14 protein-coding genes are annotated in these 15,460 nt (G+C 70.4%); 9 read left to right on the top strand and 5 right to left on the bottom strand.

All coding sequences use genetic code 11. The features are described from left to right. The first annotated feature begins 9 nt into the window (after nt 1-9). From argC to argH, 7 genes are all read left to right on the top strand, one after another. Nucleotides 10-1,023, top strand: coding sequence for an N-acetyl-gamma-glutamyl-phosphate reductase (gene argC / locus JHY01_RS01540; RefSeq protein WP_205323825.1), 1,014 nt, complete (start codon nt 10-12; stop codon nt 1,021-1,023). A gap of 67 nt (nt 1,024-1,090) precedes the next feature. Then, the gene (gene argJ, locus JHY01_RS01535) at nt 1,091-2,245 is read left to right on the top strand and encodes a bifunctional glutamate N-acetyltransferase/amino-acid acetyltransferase ArgJ (protein WP_205323824.1); all 1,155 of its coding nucleotides are present in this window, start codon (nt 1,091-1,093) and stop codon (nt 2,243-2,245) included. Beyond that, nucleotides 2,242-3,156 carry an acetylglutamate kinase gene (gene argB, locus JHY01_RS01530; RefSeq protein ID WP_205323823.1) on the top strand — a complete coding sequence of 305 codons (915 nt, stop codon included), beginning with the start codon at nt 2,242-2,244 and terminating at the stop codon, nt 3,154-3,156. The genes argJ and argB overlap by 4 nt, the downstream gene beginning before the upstream one ends. Then, entirely contained in the window at nt 3,153-4,421 is a 1,269-nt protein-coding gene (locus JHY01_RS01525) for an acetylornithine transaminase (RefSeq protein WP_205323822.1), read from the top strand. The genes argB and JHY01_RS01525 overlap by 4 nt, the downstream gene beginning before the upstream one ends. Continuing rightward, nucleotides 4,418-5,350 (top strand): ornithine carbamoyltransferase, encoded by a 933-nt coding sequence (gene argF, locus JHY01_RS01520; RefSeq protein ID WP_205323821.1) that lies wholly within the window; start codon nt 4,418-4,420, stop codon nt 5,348-5,350. Before JHY01_RS01525 ends, argF begins: the two co-directional genes overlap by 4 nt. Then, the gene (locus JHY01_RS01515; RefSeq protein ID WP_205323820.1) at nt 5,350-5,895 is read left to right on the top strand and encodes an arginine repressor; all 546 of its coding nucleotides are present in this window, start codon (nt 5,350-5,352) and stop codon (nt 5,893-5,895) included. Before argF ends, JHY01_RS01515 begins: the two co-directional genes overlap by 1 nt. A gap of 31 nt (nt 5,896-5,926) precedes the next feature. Further along, entirely contained in the window at nt 5,927-7,321 is a 1,395-nt protein-coding gene (argH, locus tag JHY01_RS01510) for an argininosuccinate lyase (RefSeq protein ID WP_205323819.1), read from the top strand. 43 nt (nt 7,322-7,364) lie between these two features. Here argH and JHY01_RS01505 read toward each other — a convergent pair whose 3' ends face one another. Together JHY01_RS01505 and JHY01_RS01500 are read right to left on the bottom strand one after the other, a co-directional pair. After that, a complete protein-coding gene (locus JHY01_RS01505) occupies nt 7,365-8,114 on the bottom strand; it encodes a CPBP family intramembrane glutamic endopeptidase (protein ID WP_205323818.1) in 750 nt (249 codons plus the stop codon). A gap of 100 nt (nt 8,115-8,214) precedes the next feature. After that, nucleotides 8,215-8,775, bottom strand: a complete 561-nt coding sequence (locus JHY01_RS01500; protein ID WP_205323817.1) for an HdeD family acid-resistance protein — start codon at nt 8,773-8,775, stop codon at nt 8,215-8,217. Nucleotides 8,776-9,018: 243 nt separating this feature from the next. Between JHY01_RS01500 and JHY01_RS01495 the strand changes: the two genes are divergently transcribed. Further along, nucleotides 9,019-9,702 (top strand): hypothetical protein, encoded by a 684-nt coding sequence (locus tag JHY01_RS01495; protein ID WP_205323816.1) that lies wholly within the window; start codon nt 9,019-9,021, stop codon nt 9,700-9,702. Between the two features lie 251 nt (nt 9,703-9,953). Here the strand turns inward: JHY01_RS01495 and JHY01_RS01490 are convergent, their stop codons facing one another. Then, nucleotides 9,954-12,083 (bottom strand): MMPL family transporter, encoded by a 2,130-nt coding sequence (locus JHY01_RS01490; RefSeq protein ID WP_205323815.1) that lies wholly within the window; start codon nt 12,081-12,083, stop codon nt 9,954-9,956. A gap of 376 nt (nt 12,084-12,459) precedes the next feature. On the opposite strand from JHY01_RS01490, the gene JHY01_RS01485 reads away from it, so the two are divergent. Next, nucleotides 12,460-13,461, top strand: coding sequence for an ice-binding family protein (locus JHY01_RS01485; RefSeq protein ID WP_205323814.1), 1,002 nt, complete (start codon nt 12,460-12,462; stop codon nt 13,459-13,461). Nucleotides 13,462-13,557: 96 nt separating this feature from the next. Here JHY01_RS01485 and JHY01_RS01480 read toward each other — a convergent pair whose 3' ends face one another. Further along, nucleotides 13,558-14,229: a response regulator transcription factor gene (locus JHY01_RS01480; RefSeq protein WP_205323813.1), complete on the bottom strand. Its 672-nt coding sequence runs from the start codon at nt 14,227-14,229 to the stop codon at nt 13,558-13,560. Further along, on the bottom strand, nt 14,226-15,365 hold the full coding sequence (locus tag JHY01_RS01475) for a sensor histidine kinase (RefSeq protein ID WP_205323812.1): 1,140 nt from the start codon (nt 15,363-15,365) through the stop codon (nt 14,226-14,228). Before JHY01_RS01475 ends, JHY01_RS01480 begins: the two co-directional genes overlap by 4 nt. Between the last annotated feature and the right edge of the window lie 95 nt (nt 15,366-15,460).

Raw genomic sequence — 15,460 nt, 5'->3', positions numbered from 1 at the left:
AGGTTTCCAGTGACTTTTCAGGTCGCCGTGGCGGGCGCCAGCGGCTACGCCGGGGGCGAGGTGCTCCGGCTGCTCGCCGACCACCCGCAGCTCGAGGTCGTGGCAGCGGGCGCGCACAGCAACGCCGGTGAGTACATCACCGCAGTCCACCCCCACCTCACCGCGTACGGCGACCGACGCTTCACCCCGACCGACCCGGAGGCCTTCGCGGGCGCCGACCTGGTCATCATGACCCTCCCGCACGGCCAGTCGGCCGCGCTCGCCGCCCAGCTCCCCGCCGATCAGAAGATCGTGGACCTCGGCGCCGACCACCGGCTCGAGAGCGCCGCGGCCTGGGAAGCCTACTACCCGGGCCCCCACGCCGGGACCTGGACGTACGGACTGCCCGAGCTCCCGGGCCAGCGTGAGGCCATCGCCGCTGCGACGCGGGTCGCCGCGACCGGCTGCTACGCCGTCGCCACCATCCTCGCCCTGCGGCCGCTCCTCGACGCCGGCATCGCCTCGCCCGAGGACGTGGTGGTCGTCGCGGCCTCCGGCACCTCCGGTGCGGGCAACGCCCCCAAGAAGAACCTCCTCGCGAGCGAGGTCATGGGCGCGATGAGCGCGTACAAGGTCGGCGCGCACCAGCACGTGCCCGAGATCAAGCAGGCCACCGGTGCCGCCTCGATCTCGATGACGCCGCTGCTCGCCCCGATGCCGCGCGGCATCATCTCCACGGTGACCGCCAAGGCCACCGCCGAAGTGACGGCCGCCGACGTGCACGCCGCCCTGTCGAAGGCCTACGACGGCGAGCACTTCGTGCACGTCCTCCGCGAAGGCCAGTGGCCCTCCACGGCCTCCACGTTCGGCACCAACGCCGTCCAGCTCCAGGGCACGGTCGACAAGGACTCGGGCCGGATCATCGTCACCTCGGCGATCGACAACCTCGGCAAGGGCGCGGCCGCGCAGGTCGTGCAGTGCGCCAACCTCATGCTCGGCCTCCCCGAGGCCGCGGGCCTCACCGTGAACGGAGTGGCACCGTGACGACCCGCACCCGTCGCCCCGCCCGCCGGCTCGCTTCGCTCGCCGTTCCCCAGACCGGAGTAGACGCATGACCATCACGACTCCCAAGGGCTTCAAAGCCTCCGGCGTCACCGCGGGCCTGAAGGCCTCCGGCAAGCCGGACACGGCGCTCGTCGTGAACGAGGGCCCGCTCCAGGTCGCCGCGGGCCGCTTCACCGGCAACCGCGTGAAGGCCGCCCCGGTCAAGTGGACCCAGCAGGTCCTCACCACCGGGCAGCTCAAGGCCGTCATCCTCAACTCCGGTGGCGCGAACGCCTGCACCGGCGCGCAGGGCTTCCAGAACACGCACGCCACCGCCGAGAAGACCGCCGAGCTCCTCGATTGCGGCGCAGTCGAAATCGCGGTCTGCTCCACCGGCCTCATCGGCGAGCAGCTGCCCATGGACAAGCTCCTGCCCGGCGTCGAAGCCGCAGCGGCCGCGCTCACCGCCGACGGCGGCGAGCAGGCCGCGGCCGCGATCATGACCACCGACACCGTGGCGAAGAACGCCGTCGTGCACAGTCCCGCGGGCTGGTCGGTCGGCGGCATCGCCAAGGGCGCGGGCATGCTGGCCCCGGGCCTGGCCACGATGCTCGTCGTGCTCACCACGGACGCCGTGGTCGACCAGCCGCTCGCCGACACCGCGCTCGGCACCGCCTGCCGGTACTCGTTCGACCGGCTCGACTCCGACGGCTCGATGTCCACCAACGACACCGTCCTCCTCCTCGCCTCCGGCGCCTCCGGCGTCGAGGCCGAGCCGGACGCGTTCATCTCGGCGCTCACCGAGCTGTGCCGGGATCTCGCGCAGCAGCTCCTCTCCGACGCCGAAGGCTCCACCAAGGACGTCGCCATCACCGTCTCGGGCGCCGAGGTCGAGGACGACGCCGTCGAGGTCGCCCGCTGCGTCGCCCGCGACAACCTCGTCAAGACCGCCCTGTTCGGCTCCGACCCGAACTGGGGCCGCATCCTCGCCGCCGTCGGCACCTCCAAGGCGCCCTTCGACGCCGACGCGGTCGACGTCGCCGTCAACGGCGTGTGGATCTGCAAGGCCGGCGCCGCCGGGGAACCGCGCGAACTCGTCGACCTCAAAGGCCGCGAAGTGAAGATCGACATCCAGCTCCACAACGGCCCGGCCTCGGCCACCATCTGGACCAACGACCTGTCCCACGACTACGTTCACGAGAATTCGGCGTACAGCACATGAGCTTTGCAGAATCGGGTCTCGACGACCTCGCGCCCCACCTCCAGAAGGCCCTCGGCAAGGCCGAGACCCTCATCGAGGCGCTGCCGTGGCTCCAGCGCTTCACCGGCTCCATCGTGGTGGTCAAATACGGCGGCAACGCCATGATCAACCCCGAGCTGCAGGCCGCGTTCGCCGCCGACATGGTGTTCCTGCACTACGTCGGCATCAAGCCCGTCGTCGTGCACGGCGGCGGCCCGCAGATCTCCGCCATGCTCGCCAAACTCGACATCGCCTCCGAGTTCAAGGGCGGCCTGCGCGTCACCACCCCCGAGGCCGCCGACGTGGTCCGGATGGTCCTGGTCGGCCAGGTCGGCCGGGAACTGGTGGGGCTCATCAACAACCACGGCCCGTTCGCCGTCGGCATGTCCGGCGAGGACGCCCAGCTGTTCACCGCGAAGCGGCGCTGGGCCGACGTGGACGGCGAGCAGGTCGACGTCGGCCGCGTCGGCGACGTCGCCTCCGTCAACACCGCCGCCGTGGACGACCTCATCGCCGCCGGGCGCATCCCCGTCGTCTCCACCGTGGCCCTCGACCACGATGGCGTCCTCTACAACCTCAACGCCGACACCGCGGCCGCGGCGCTCGCCGAAGCCCTCGGCGCGCAGAAGCTCATCGTCCTCACCGACGTCGAAGGCCTCTACGAGAACTGGCCCGACAAAGACTCGCTCCTGCGGCAGATCACCACCGACCGCCTCGCGGACATGCTGCCCTCCCTCCAAGCGGGCATGGTCCCCAAGATGGAGGCCTGCCTGCGCGCGGTCAAGGGCGGCGTCCCGCAAGCGCACGTCATCGACGGGCGCGTCCCCCACTCCACACTGCTGGAGATCTTCACGACCGACGGCGTCGGCACGATGGTCCAGGAGACGAAATGACCTACACCGAGCAGATCAAGGCCCGGTACGCCGCCGCCCTCATGGGCAACTACGGCCTCCCGCCCGTCGCCATCCGCGAGGGCGAGGGCCGCACCGTGACCGATGTGGACGGCAACACCTACCTCGACATGATCGGCGGCATCGCCGTCTCCAGCCTGGGGCACAACCACCCCGCACTGGTCGAGGCCGTCAGCGGCCAGGCCGCCCGCCTCGCCCACACCTCGAACCTCTTCCTGCACGAGAAGGAGATCGAGCTCGCCGAGAAGCTCCTCGAGCTGTGGGGCAACCCCGGCAAGGCCTTCCTGTGCAACTCCGGCACCGAGGCCAACGAAGCCGCGCTCAAACTCGCGATCCTCCACGGCACGGCCACCGGCAAGACCCGGATCGTCGCCACCGAGAACGGCTTCCACGGCCGCACCCTCGGCGCCCTGTCGATCACCGGCAAGGCCGCGATCCGTGAGCCCTTCGCGCCCTACGGCCGCGACGTCGTGTTCGTGCCCTACGGCGACATCGACGCCCTCAAGGCCGCCGTCGACGAGTCCGTCGCCGCCGTGTTCCTCGAGCCCACCCAGGGTGAGACCGGCGTCGTCCCAGCCCCGGCCGGATACCTCAAGGCCGCAAGGGAACTCACCGCCGAGCACCACGCGCTCCTGATCCTCGACGAGATCCAGTCCGGTTTCGGCCGCACCGGCGCCTGGTTCGCCCACCACGCCGAAGGCATCGTCCCCGACGTCGTGACCCTCGCCAAGGGCCTCGGCGGCGGCGTCCCGATCGGCGCGGTCCTCGCCACCGACGAGACCGCCGCGCTCTTCACCAAGGGCGTCCACGGCTCCACCTTCGGCGGCAACCCGATCGCGTGCGCCGCGTCCCTCGCGGTGATCGACACGATCGAGCGCGACCACCTCTTCGAGAACGTGCTCGCCCTCGGCCGGCGCCTCGGCGACCGGCTCCTCGCCGACCCGCGGATCACCGAAGTGCGCGGCCAGGCCCTGTGGCGCGGCATCAACCTCGCCGCACCCGTCGCGGGCGAAGTCGTCGAGCACCTCATCGGCCTCGGCGTGCTCGCCAACGCGCCCCGGCCCGACACGGTCCGGATCGCGCCGCCGCTCACGATCACCGAATCGGAGTTGGACGCGTTCTGCGACAAGCTCGTCGAAGCCCTCGACACCGCTCTCCCACACCCGCCGGCGCCGCTTCGCGACGTCTCTCCCCACACCGGAGGGGCTTCGCCCCGCAAGCCGCATGCGCCCGGAGGTCGACCGTGAAGCACACCGCCCCGCCCAAGCACTTCTTGAAGGACGACGACCTCACCGTCGCACAGCAGGCCGAGGTCCTCGACCTCGCCGCGAAGATGAAGGCCGATCCCTACGCCTACCCCGCGCTCGCGGGCCCCAAGTCGGTCGCGGTCGTCTTCGAGAAGCCCTCCACCCGCACCCGGCTCTCCTTCGACATCGGCATCGCCGAGCTCGGCGGCCACTCGGTCGTGATCGACGCCCAGTCCACGCAGCTGGGCCGCGGCGAGACCGTCGGCGACACCGCGCGGGTCCTCTCGCGGTACGTGAGCGCCATCGTGATCCGCACCTTCGGCGACGACCGCATCGAAGAGCTCGCCGCGAACGCGAGCGTGCCGGTCGTCAACGCGCTCACCGACGGCTGGCACCCCTGCCAGCTCCTCGCCGACCTCCAGACCGTCGCCGAGCACAAGCCGCTCAAGGGCACGAGCATCGCCTACCTCGGCGACGCCGCGTTCAACATGGGCAACTCCACGGTGATCGCCTGCTCGATGGCAGGGATGCACGTCCGCATCGGCGCCCCCGAGGACTACCAGCCCGCGCCGGAGGTCCTGGCCCGCGCGGCCGAGATCAACGCGGCGACCGGCGGCTCCGTCGTCGTCACCGAGGACCCGGTCGAGGCCGTGGCCGGCGCCGACGTGGTCTCCACCGACGCCTGGGTCTCGATGGGTATGGCCGACAGCGAGAAGCGCATCGAGGAGCTCACCCGCTACCAGCTCAACGGGGAACTCCTCGCGCACGCAGCCGACGACGCGATCGTCCTCCACTGCCTCCCCGCCCACCGGGGCGAGGAGATCACCGACGAGGTCATGGACGGCCCCCACTCGCGCGTGTTCGACCAGGCCGAGAACCGGCTCCACGCCCAGAAGGCCCTCCTCGCCTGGCTGCTCAGGGAACGCTGATGAACCAACCGACCACGAAGGCGGCCCGCCAGGCCCGCATCGTCGAGTTGATCTCGGGCCGCCCGATCCGCTCCCAGACCGAGCTCGCGAACCTCCTCGCCGCCGACGGCATCGAGGCCACCCAGGCCACGCTCTCGCGCGACCTGGAAGAGCTCGGCGCGGTCAAGGTGCGCGGCACCGACGGCGGCAGCGCCGTCTACTCGATCTTTGCGGAAGGCGAACGGCCCCTTCGGGACACCGAGGTCGCCTCCGACCGCCTCCAGCGGCTCCTGCGCGAACTCCTCGTCGGCGCCGACCACTCCGGCAACATGGCCGTCCTGCGGTGCCCGCCCGGCGCGGCCCAGTACCTCGCCAGCGCCATCGACCGCTCCGGCCTCTCGGACGTCATCGGCACGATCGCCGGGGACGACACGATCGCCGTGATCGCCCGCGACGGTGTCACGGGCGCCCACGTGGCCGACCAGATGCTGCACTGGGCCGGCAAGGGGCCCGACCCCTACGCCGCCGACGAGTCCGCGAACGACGCCAAGGAGCACCAGCAATGACCGTGAAGCACACCAAGGGAGACGCGGCGTAATGGCGAAACTGTGGGGAGGCCGCTTCTCCGGCGGCCCGGCCGCCGCCCTCGAGGCCCTGAACGCCTCGATCGGATTCGACTGGCGCCTCGCGCCGTACGACCTCAAGGCCTCGAAAGCCCATGCGCGCGTGCTCAACCGGGCCGGCCTGCTCAGCGCCGACGAGCTCGCGACGATGCTCACCGCGCTCGACGAGCTGGGCGAGGACGTCGCCTCCGGCGCCTTCACCGGCACCGTCGCCGACGAGGACGTGCACACCGCGCTCGAACGCGGCCTCGTCGAACGCCTCGGCGACCTCGGCGGCAAGCTCCGCGCGGGCCGCTCGCGCAACGACCAGATCGCCACGGACCTGCGCCTGTACTGCCGCGATCACGCGCGCGGCCTCGCCGCCGACCTCACCGACCTGGTCGCCGCCCTGACCGAGCAGGCCGCCGGTCTCGTGGACGCGCCCGCTCCGGGCATGACCCACCTCCAGCACGCCCAGCCGATCACCCTCGGCCACCAGCTCCTGGCCCACGCGCAGGGCCTTCTGCGCGACCTGGACCGCTTGCGGGACTGGGACAAGCGCGCCGCGCTCTCTCCGCTGGGCTCGGGGGCGCTCTCGGGTTCGTCGCTGCCGCTCGACCCGGTCGCGGTCGCGGAGGAGCTCGGTTTCGACGGCCCCGTGGCGAACTCGCTCGACGGCGTGTCCGACCGCGACTTCGCGGCCGAGCTCCTGTTCGTGTGCTCGATGGTCGGGATCCACCTCTCCCGCCTGGGGGAGGAGGTCATCCTCTGGTCGAGCCAGGAGTTCGGCTGGGTCACGCTGGACGACGCGTTCTCCACCGGTTCCTCGATCATGCCGCAGAAGAAGAACCCCGATGTCGCGGAGCTCGCGCGCGGCAAGTCGGGCCGCCTCGTCGGCAACCTGACCGGCCTGCTCGTCACGCTCAAGGGCCTGCCGTTCACGTACAACAAGGACCTTCAGGAGGACAAGGAGCCGGTCTTCGACTCCCTCGACAACCTGGCGCTCCTGCTCCCGGCCGTGACCGGCATGGTCGCGACCATGAAGTTCAACGTGGAGGTCCCTCGCGCGTCGGCCCCCACGGGCTTCAGCCTCGCCACCGAGATCGCGGACTGGCTGGTGCGCAAGGGCGTCCCGTTCCGCAGCGCCCACGAGATCGCCGGTTCCTGTGTGGCCCACTGCGAGACGCGCGGCATCGAGCTCCACGACATCGCCGACGCCGACCTGGCGGGCATCTCCGAGCACCTCGACCCGTCCGTGAAGGCCGTGCTCGACGTGGACGGCGCCCTGGCGGGCCGCACGACCCCGGGCTCGACGGGCCCGAAGCCGGTGGCCGACCAGCTGGCGCTGGTGCGCGAGCAGATCGAGGCCTGGCAGCACTGGGCGGGCTGACGGACACAAGGCTCGAGGGCAGCGCGGTTCGCCAGCGCTGCCCTCAGCCCGTCCCGGCGGCCGCGAGGTGCGCCTCAGCTCCCGAACGGCGCCCGAGCCGGCGCAGCAGCCAGATCCCGTAGCCGACGAAGCCCACGGCCACGCCCAACTGGAGCAGCCAGTGCGCCGCACCGGGGGAGGCGTACTGCGCGAAGTTGTAGATCGCATGCGCCGCTACCAGGGGCCAGATCGTGGCCAGGTGGAATCGCACTGCCGCGTAGCCGAAGCCGAACGCGGCGGTACTGACGACCTGGAAGAGGGTGTCGCCGAGGTCCCGATTGAACCAGAGGCCCGACAGCGCGTGTCCGAGCCCGAAGAGCACCCCGACCCAGACGGCCGCCCGAACGCGGCCCAGCCCGTTGAGCGCCTGCTGCACCACGCCTCGCGACAGACTCTCCTCGCAGACGCCGACCACCAGGCAGAACAGCGCGAGCCGGAGCAGGGTCTCCGCGTCGCCTTCGATCCCGGGGACGAGGTACACGGCGCTGACCAGGAACAGCGGGACCGCGGTCCAGAGCGCGGGGGTGGCGGTGCCCATGGGCGCGATGCCGCTGTAGCGCCAGTCGCCCATGGCGACGGCCGCCGCCAACGGTATCGGCAGAGTGGCCAGGGTGATGAGGGTGACGCCGAGATAAGGCGGCTGCTGCGAGGGGATGAGTTCGGCGGCCGCGAACAGCGCCGCATGCCACAGGAGTGTCAGCGAGGCCGCGAGGGCGAGCGGGTGCACAGTGAACTTGGATATGCGAGGGGACACCCCCGCAAGGTTAGGCGATCGCGATCGTCTCAGGTGTCCCGAGCCCGTGGTGGTCCCGGGGTCACCGGGTCGTGTCCCCCGTGCTCCGTCGTCGACGGTCCTAGAAATCCGTGAAGTCCTGGCGGGCGTCAAGCTCCTTCGCCAGACGGCGGAGCCGCACCGCGGTGAAGACGGTGAAGAATCCCCAGATGATCGCGAAGAACCCGATGGTCACGACCAGCGCGACCGCGCCCTCTCCCGGGTTGAACAGCAGCAGGATGCCCAGCACGACCCCGACGAGGCCGGAGAGGACGAACAGCCAGCGCCCGCCCGCGTCGCGCGAGAGGGCGAAGCCGCTCATGATCGAGCCGACGCCGGAGATGATCGCCCAGGCGGCGATCACGTACAGCAGCGCGAGGGCGCTCATGCCCGGCCAGATGAGGACGACGAGGCCGGCGACCACGCCGACGACGCCTATGAGGATGAGGAGGCCGCGTCCGCTGGACCGCCTCGCGCCCATGGCGATAGCGGAGACGCCGTCGACGATGGCGTAAGCGCCGAACAGGATGACGAGCACGTACAGCGTGATCCCGGGCCAGAACACCGCCATGGCGCCGAAGACGATGGTGAAGATGCCCCGCACCAGCACCCAGGCCCAGTTCTTGGCGAGCAATTCGAGCATCGCAACCACCCCGTTCCACCTGCGATAACACACCTTTACCCGAGGCTAGACCCAACCGGACCCACCAACGCGACTTCCCTGGAAACCCGACACGTCGGGCATCGATTTCCTGAACCGCGACGACATGGAACAGGTCGAGTACGCCGTAGTCCGGTACCTCGGACTCATGGCCTGACCCGATCCGGGCGGACGGTGGCCGAAAAATCGATTCGCCCTCTCTCGGCGACTGCGTAGGCTGCGGGCGTGAGTGATGTGCTGCGCGACTTCCCGTCCGATCCGGCCGCTCTGGCGGCGCTGAACCATCGGGAGGCGGCCGGGTGGCTGCTGGCCGACGGCTGGAACGTCTGCGGGGTCGGCGACTGGGCGACGGTGTGGCGCTCGCCCGACGGCGCGCTGGCCGCCCGGATCAGCCCGTTCGAACCGGCCTATGCGGTCTTCGTGCGCCTGTGCCGGGCGCTCCCCGGCAATCCGCTCCTGCCGCGCATCGAACTCGACTCACCGCTCGAAGGCGGCGGCAGAATCACGGTCCTTGAGTTCCTGACCCCGGCCGACGCCGACCAGGCCTCCGCGGTCTGGAAGCGCTGGGACGAGGCGGCGGCCGATGACCCGGTCGTCGCGGTGCGGCGCGAGGCCGAACTACTGGATCGGGAAGCTGCCGAGGCGATCCCGCACTGGGCCGGCCTCGACCGCAACCCGCGGAACGTGATGTCGACTCCTGCGGGCGAGCTCCGCCTGGTCGACCTTTTCTACGCCGACGGCCTCGCGATCTACGCCGGACTCTTGGAGGACCCGGCCAAGATCCTCGCGGGCTTCCCCGCCGAGCGGCGCAAGTACATGGCCGAGATCGGGGCGGTCACGCGGATGTCGAGACCCGCCGAGATCGCCGAGATACGGACGGCGAGCGCGAAACCTGAATCCTTGAAGTGAACCGCAGCGTCGAAGCAGTCGCCCGGCGCGATTGCGGCAGCCGTCCGGGCCGAATCGCGTGTCAGAATCCTTTCATGGCTGCACCCCGAGATCCCCGCTCTCAAGCCGAGCGCCGGACCGCGACGCGGCCCGGAACGTCGGCCAGGGGTTCGGGCGAGAACGCCAAGGACCCGACGCTCCGCACCGGGTCCTTGGCGTTCCTGTTTCCGTTCGGTTCAATCAGGCCGGGGTTCGACCCGTCGTCTTCGGTTCTAGCGGGCCGCGACCGGTTCGCGTTCGGCCCGCTTCGGCTCGGTCTCCGGTTCGACGGTGACGTGCGGGAGTGCCCTGTCGAGCCACTTGGGGATCCACCAGGCGCCGCGTCCCATGACCTTCATGATCGCCGGGACCAGGAGGCTGCGGATCACGAAGGCGTCGATGAAGATCGCGACGGCCATGCTGATGCCGAACTGCTGCAGCAGCCGCGCGTCGTCGAGGACGAACGAGCCGAAGACGGCCATCATGATCGCCGCGGCGGCGGTCACGACACTGCCCGTCGACGCCAGGCCCCGGCGTACCGCTTCGGTCGCGTCGCCGGTGCGCTGCCATTCCTCGCGCATGCGGGACATGAGGAACACCTCGTAGTCCATCGAGAGCCCGAAGATGATCGCGAAGGACATCACCGGCACGAACGCCTCGACCGGGCCCGCGGGGATGCCGAACATGCCCTCCTGGAAGATCCAGGCCACGACGCCGAGGCTCGCGCCGATCGTCATCAGGTTGAGGATCGCGGCCTTGACCGGGATCAGGATCGAGCGGAACACGACCATCAGCAGTAGGAGCGAGAGGCCGACGACGAAGAGGAGGAACAGCGGGGCCTTCTCGATCATGATGTCGCTGAAGTCGATCGCGGCGGCGGTGGAGCCGCCGACGAGCTGCGTGCCCGCGACGTCGTTCAGCACGTCGTCGCGGAGTTCATGGACGAGGTCCACCGTGGCCTGGTCGGCGGGACCGGCCGTGCCGACGACCGTGGACATCCACAGGCCGTCGCCGATCGTGAACGGCGGCGAGACCATTTCGACGGTGTCCATGCCCGACATCGCATCGTAGGCGGCGTTCGCCTCGGTCTCGGTGCCGTCGGTGACGACCATGAGCGGGCCGTTGAAGCCCTCGCCGAACCCGTCGGAGAGCAGGTCGTACGCCTCGCGGCTGGTCGTGCCCTCCGTGTCGGTCCCGGCGTCGGCGAAGCCCAGCCGCAGGTCGAGCAGCGGCGTCGCGAGTGCCGCGAGCCCGGCGGTGACCAGGACGATCGCGAGCCACGCCCGCTTCTCGACGAACCGCGACCAGCCGATCCAGCGGGAGCCCGGGGCGCGCTCGGCCTTCGCGGCCTTCTTGCGCACGGACTTCTCGATCCGCTTGCCGAAGAGCGCCAGCAGCGCGGGCAGCAGCGTCACCGAGGCGAGCATCGTCACGAGCACGGTGAGCGCCACCGCGATCGCGACCGCCTGGAGCGAGCCCAGGCCGAGCGCGAACAGTCCCATGAGCGCCACGATCACCACTGAACCGGCGAACAGGACCGAGCGCCCGGCCGTGTCGAGCGCGGTGGCCGCGGCGGACTTGCGGCTCGCGCCGTGCTGGAGTTCGGCGCGGAAGCGGGCGAAGATCAGCAGCGCGTAGTCCACGCCCACACCGAAGCCGACGAGGAACATGATGGGCGTCAGGAACGTCGGCAACGTGACCACATGGGACACCAGCATCGACAGGCAGAACGCGGTGCCCACGGCGAACACCGCGGTGATGAGCGGGAGGCTCGCGGCCAGCAGTGACCCGAACATGAACACGAGGATGACCAGGGCGGCGAGCATCCCGATGCCCTCGGCCGCACCGCCGCCGCCTTCGGTCGCCTCGCGGATCACGTCGCCGCCGAGCGCGAACGTCACACCGTCACCCGAGGCCTCCTCGGCCTCGTGGATCAGGTCAGCCGCTTCGGCGGTGGTGCCGTCCCAGGTCAAGGTCGCGTAGCCGACCGTGCCGTCCTCGCTGATGGCGCCGTACTCGGCGAACGGGTCGTTCACGCCGGTCACTCCGGGCGCATCGGCCAGGTCGTCAAGGAAGGCCGCCACCCGGTCCTGTTCGGCGGCGACGTCTTCGGCGCCGAAGACCACCTGCACGGTCGATTCGTTGGCTTCAGGGGCGCGCTCGTCGAGGAGGTCGGAGAGCTCCTGCGATTCGGTGCCGGGCATCGAGTTGTCGTCTTCAAACGCGGAGCCGACAGCGCTCGACGCGCCGATGGCGGCGGCGAACACGAGGATCCAGAGGAGGAGCGCGATCAGCGGGCGCCGCTGCGTCCAACCGGACAAGCGCGCGAGCGCTGAAGGCTTTGCGTCAAGGTGTGGCTTCATGTCGGCAACTGTCGTCGTCCGCGCCGCCCGCCCGCATCGGCTCGGCAGCGGTAATCGCCCTACGTCCCAGGGATGAGGCCCTTCACCCGGCCTACATCACCGGTCGCATCGCCCGCGCCCCGGCAGGGAGTCCGCTCGATTCGTCGTCATCGGCGCCCTGCCGTCCGCACGGGCGGCCCGGTCGGGCGGAACCATCCGGAATTCATAAGACTGCGTCATATCGGTTGAATGCGTGATTGAGTAGCCATTACGTGCTCTTCGAGCATTCGCTCAAGACGATCGTCGTTCCGGCATGGAACTCCGCGCCGGACGGCGGAAACGGGGGAATCGAATGAAGGCAGCCCTGCGGAGACTTCCACGGCGAACACTCACTCCGGTGATCGCCGTACCCGCGACAGTGGGCATCGTCGCCGCCTTGATCATCTCGTACTCGGGCGGCGCCCAGGCGCAGGAGGCGCCGGTCGGATTGGGGACCGCCGCCGACTACTCGGTCCTGGCGGGCTCGACGGTCACCAACACCGGGGACACCACCCTGGAACAGAGCCTCGGCGTCAGCCCCGGGAACACGGCCCCGGGCTTCCCGCCCGGCATCGTCGGCGGGGAGACGCATCTGGCCGACGCGGCTGCCGACCAGGCGAAACTCGACCTCACGACCGCCTACAACGATGCGGCCGGACGCACCCCGTTCACGAATCTGGACGCGGAACTGGGCGGCGAGACCTTGACGGCCGGAGTGTACCGAATCTCCGCAGCGCAGCTCACCGGTCAACTGACGCTCGATCTCGAGGAAGACCCCGAGGGCGTCTTCGTCTTCCAGATCGATTCGACGCTCATCACCGCGTCGGACAGCAGCGTCGTCTTCATCAACGGCTCCTCGCCGTGCAACGTGTACTGGCAGGTCGGCAGTTCGGCGACGCTCGGGACCGGGACCGACTTCATCGGGAACATCATGGCCTCGGCGTCGATCACCATGAACACGGGAGCGACCCTGGAGGGCCGCGCACTGGCGCAGACCGCTGCGGTGACGCTCGACACCAATACCATCACCGCACCGGCTTGCGCACCGACGTCCCCGCCGACGGACAACCCGACCGACGGTTCCGGCGGGACCGGTGGGCCCAGCGGCGGACCCGGTGGCCCGGGTGGGCCCGGCGGGCCCGGCGGCGGTTCCGGTGGCTCCGGCGGGTCGACGTCCTCCTCGGACAACGACGACGCGGGCTCGGGCGCGAATGATGCCGCCGACGGTTCCGGAAACGGAGAAGGACTGCCCACGACCGGCGACGGAGCTTGGACCGGTGTCACGGCCGCGGGACTCGCGCTCATCGCAGCAGGCGGACTGCTCGCGATCTTCGCATGGCGCCGCGCACGACAGGAGTGATCGATGCCGGCCGGTCCGTCTCCGCACGGACCGGCTCCCGGCACATCGGACCTCCCCGGACGGCAGGTGCCCCGGGATCCTCACCCCGGGGTCGATTCACTCGCCGTCGGTCCAGGTCGGGCGGACCAGGCCCGATTCGTACGCGGTGACCACGAGCTGCGCCCGGTCGCGCGCCGAGAGCTTCGACATGATGCGGCTGACATGCGTCTTCGCCGTGGCGGGGGAGAGGAACAGGGACCCGGCGATCTCGTCGTTGCTCATGCCGGTGGCCACGAGCTTGAGCACCTCGGTCTCGCGCTCGGTGAGCGCGTTCAGCCTCGAGCTCGGCTCGGGGCGGGCGACGCGCCCGGCGAACTCGCCGATGAGCCGCCGCGTCACCTTCGGCGAGATGAGCGCGTCGCCGGCCGCGACCACGCGGATCGCATGGAGGAGCTCATCCGGGTCGGTGTCCTTCACCAGGAAGCCGCTCGCGCCCGCGCGCAGCGCCCGGTACACGTAGTCGTCCTCGTCGAAGGTCGTCAAGATCACCACTTTGACGCCGTCGAGCTTCGGGTCGCGGCCGATCCGCTCGGTCGCCTCCAAGCCGTCCATATCGGGCATCCGGATGTCCATGAGCGCCACGTCGGGACGGTGCCGCCGCGCCAGCTCCAGGGCCTCGGCCCCGTTGCCCGCCTCCGCGACCAGCTCGATGTCCTCCTCGTCGCCGAGGATCGAGGCGAACCCCGCGCGCACCAAGCGCTGATCGTCCACCAGCATCACCCGGATCACCTGTCAACCTCCAGCGGCCACGTGGCCTCCACCGAGAAGCCGCCGTCGTCGCGCGGCCCCGCGTCGAAGGTACCGCCGAGGCTCTCGGCCCGCTCGCGCATCCCCGTCAGGCCGTTGCCGGCCCCTTTGGCGCCCTTGGCATCGCCGAGCCCGTCATCGGTCACGGCCACCGCCAGCGTCGAAGTCCCCGTGACCACCTTGACCAGCACCCGCTTCGCCTTCGCGTGCCGCAGCACGTTCGTCAGCGACTCCTGCACCACCCGGTACGCCGCCGCGTCCACCGCCACCGGCAGCTCCGCGCTGCCGTCCACCCGCAGCTCCACCTCCAGGCCCGACGCCCGCGCCGCGGCCAATAGCGAAGGCAGCTGCTCCAGGCTCGGCCCCGGCCCGGTCGGCGAATCCTCCCCGGGTTCGCGCAGCACCCCGACCATCGCCCGGAGCTCCCGCAGCGACAACCGGCTCGTGTCCGCGATGATCTGCAGCGTCTCCTCAGTGCGGAACGCCGGATCCCGCTTGAGCTTCCGCAGCGCCGCCGCCGTCTGCACGTTGATGAGCGACAGGTGGTGCCCGACCGCGTCGTGCAGTTCCCGCGCGATCCGCAGCCGCTCCTCGGCCACACTCCGCTTCTGCGTCTCCGCAAGGGCCACCGCCGTTTCGGCCCGGTACCGCCGGAAGCTCGCCACGACCGCCCCGATCGCCGGGACCGCGACGACCCACCCGCCGAGCATGAACGTCTCGCTCTCGGTCATGTGCGCGAAACCCGAGACGACCTCCGAGACCACGATGACCGTGAACGTCAGCCCCGCGATCACGCCCGCCGCGAAGATCCGTCCCAACGCGGCCAGCGTGTACAGCGAGATGACGAACCCCATGAGCATCGGCCCGTCGACGGATGAGGCCGGGTAGTACACGACCGTGCAGGCCAACATGATGAGCGTGACCGCGAGCGGGAACGAACTGCGCCAGAACAGCGCGACCACCGTGACCGCCAACATCACCCAGGCCAGCGACTCGTTGAGCCCTTGCGCGTCCCGCACCCGCAGCGACCACGCGATGAGCGACCACCCCAGGACGATCACGGCGTTGACGAGTCCGACGATCAGATCGATGCGTTCGACGGCGAAGCGGTGCAGCACGGCTCCCAGCCTAATGAGGAGCGCCCGGCGGTGCCGCCCGGCGCGCCGGGGCTAGCGGCGGGGGGGGTTCTTCGTGTGCCCCGCGCGGCGCCGCC

The organism is Glycomyces sp. YM15 (genome assembly GCF_016918015.1).
Taxonomy (GTDB): Bacteria; Actinomycetota; Actinomycetes; order Mycobacteriales; family Micromonosporaceae; genus Glycomyces.
Note: the sequence above shows the minus strand (reverse complement) of the source record. Positions and strands in the feature narration are given on the sequence as shown.

Bases quoted from the DNA above. Each gene is read 5' to 3' on its own strand.
- argJ (WP_205323824.1), top strand. From the start codon at position 1,091: ATGACCATCACGACTCCCAAGGGCTTCAAAGCCTCCGGCGTCACCGCG.
- argB (WP_205323823.1), top strand. From the start codon at position 2,242: ATGAGCTTTGCAGAATCGGGTCTCGACGACCTCGCGCCCCACCTCCAG.
- JHY01_RS01525 (WP_205323822.1), top strand. From the start codon at position 3,153: ATGACCTACACCGAGCAGATCAAGGCCCGGTACGCCGCCGCCCTCATG.
- JHY01_RS01515 (WP_205323820.1), top strand. From the start codon at position 5,350: ATGAACCAACCGACCACGAAGGCGGCCCGCCAGGCCCGCATCGTCGAG.
- argH (WP_205323819.1), top strand. From the start codon at position 5,927: ATGGCGAAACTGTGGGGAGGCCGCTTCTCCGGCGGCCCGGCCGCCGCC.
- JHY01_RS01500 (WP_205323817.1), bottom strand. From the start codon at position 8,775: ATGCTCGAATTGCTCGCCAAGAACTGGGCCTGGGTGCTGGTGCGGGGC.
- JHY01_RS01490 (WP_205323815.1), bottom strand. From the start codon at position 12,083: ATGAAGCCACACCTTGACGCAAAGCCTTCAGCGCTCGCGCGCTTGTCC.